Annotated in this window: 1 protein-coding gene and 1 pseudogene; both read left to right on the top strand. The window is 72.8% G+C overall.

The genetic code is table 11. The features are described from left to right. Positions 1-544 (top strand): annotated as a pseudogene (locus ACFWWU_RS37150) (hypothetical protein); the annotation flags it as partial. After that, a partial coding sequence (locus ACFWWU_RS37145) for a kynureninase (protein WP_384153591.1) occupies positions 541-1,671 on the top strand: 1,131 nt, incomplete at its 3' end. The pseudogene ACFWWU_RS37150 and the gene ACFWWU_RS37145, both read left to right, overlap by 4 nt.

Here is a 1,671-nt window from a genome sequence, read left to right as displayed (position 1 = left end):
CGCCGCGGTCGTCGCGAGCGCGCACGCCGCCGGCGTGCCCGTGGTCGCCCACGTCGAGGGCGAGGGGATGTCGCGGCTCGCGATCGATGCCGGCGTCGACGCCTTCGCGCACACGCCCTTCACCGAGCGGCTCGACGACGCGCTCATCGCCCGGGCGGTGGCGGCCGGGCAGTGCTGGATCTCGACGCTGTTCGTGACGGGCTACGGCGAGCCGACCGCCGAGACGGATCTCGCGCTCGACAACCTCGGCCGCTTCCACGCGGCCGGGGGGCGAGTGCTCTACGGCACCGACCTCGGCAACGGCGAGCAGCCGCTCGGCCTCAACCCCGCCGAGCTCGCGTTGCTCGTGCGCGCCGGCCTCGAGGCATCCGCCGTGATCGCCGCGCTCACCGACCCGTGGCCGGTCGCGGTCGACGGCGCCCTCGCGACGTTCGTTCCCGGCGAGCCGCCCGCGAGCCTCGACGAGCTTCCCGGCTGGCTGGCGACCGCCGACCTCTCGCCCGCCGAAGACCTGCAGCCCTACCCTGATATGGAGCACCGGTGACCCACGACCCGCATCTCGCCTTCGCCCGCCGCATGGACCGCGCCGACGGGCTCGCTCACTACCGCAAGCGCTTCGCGGGCGCCGAGACCGACCTCGTCTACTTCGACGGCAACTCGCTCGGCCGCCCGCCCGTGTCGGCGATCGAGCGCGTGGAGCGGTTCCTCCGGGAGGACTGGGGCGGCCGGCTGATCCGCGGGTGGGACGAGGCCTGGTTGCAGCTGCCCACCGAGATCGGCGACCGCATCGGCCGCTCCGTGATCGAGGCGAAGGCCGGCCAGACGATCATCGGCGACTCGACCACCGTGCTGCTCTACAAGCTCGCCCGAGCAGCCGTCGACGCCCAGATCGCCCGTGACCCCGGCCGGCGCGAGATCGTCGTCGACACCGACAACTTCCCGACCGACCGCTACGTGCTCGAGGGCATCGCCCGCGAGCGAGGCATGCGGCTGCGCTGGATCGAGGTCGACACGTCGGCCGGCGTGACGCCGGAGCAGCTCGCCGAGGTGGCCGGCCCTGAAACCGCGCTCGTCGTCGTCTCGCACGTCGCCTACCGTTCGGCATACCTGGCGGATGCCCCCGAGCTCACGCGTATCGCGCACGATGCGGGCGCCCTGATCCTCTGGGACCTCTGCCATTCGGCGGGTTCCGTGCCCGTGAAGGCCGACCTCTGGGGCTTCGACCTCGCCGTCGGCTGCACCTACAAGTACCTGAACGGCGGCCCCGGCTCGCCCGCGTTCGCCTACGTGCGCGACGACCTGCAGGCGGCGATCGCCCAGCCGATCCAGGGCTGGTGGGGCACGACCGACATGTTCGCGATGGGGCCCGAATACGAGCCGGTGCCCGACATCCGCCGCTTCCTCTCGGGCACTGCGCCGATCGTCGGCATGCTCGCGATGGAGGAGACGCTCGCCATGATCGAGGAGGCGGGCATGCCTGCGCTCCGCGAGAAGTCGGTCGCGCTCACCGAGTTCGCGATCACCCTCGCCGACGACTGGCTCGCGCCCCTCGGCGTGACCCTCGCCTCCCCCGCCGATCCCGAGGAGCGCGGCGGCCACGTGACGCTGCACCACCCCGCGATGCGCGAGGTGACCGCCCGGCTCTGGCAGCAGGACGTGATCCCCGACTAC

Origin of the sequence: Streptomyces sp. NPDC058650, assembly GCF_042717315.1 — a bacterium.
Lineage (GTDB): Bacteria > Actinomycetota > Actinomycetes > Streptomycetales > Streptomycetaceae > Streptomyces.
This window is presented reverse-complemented; position numbering and strand designations above follow the sequence as displayed.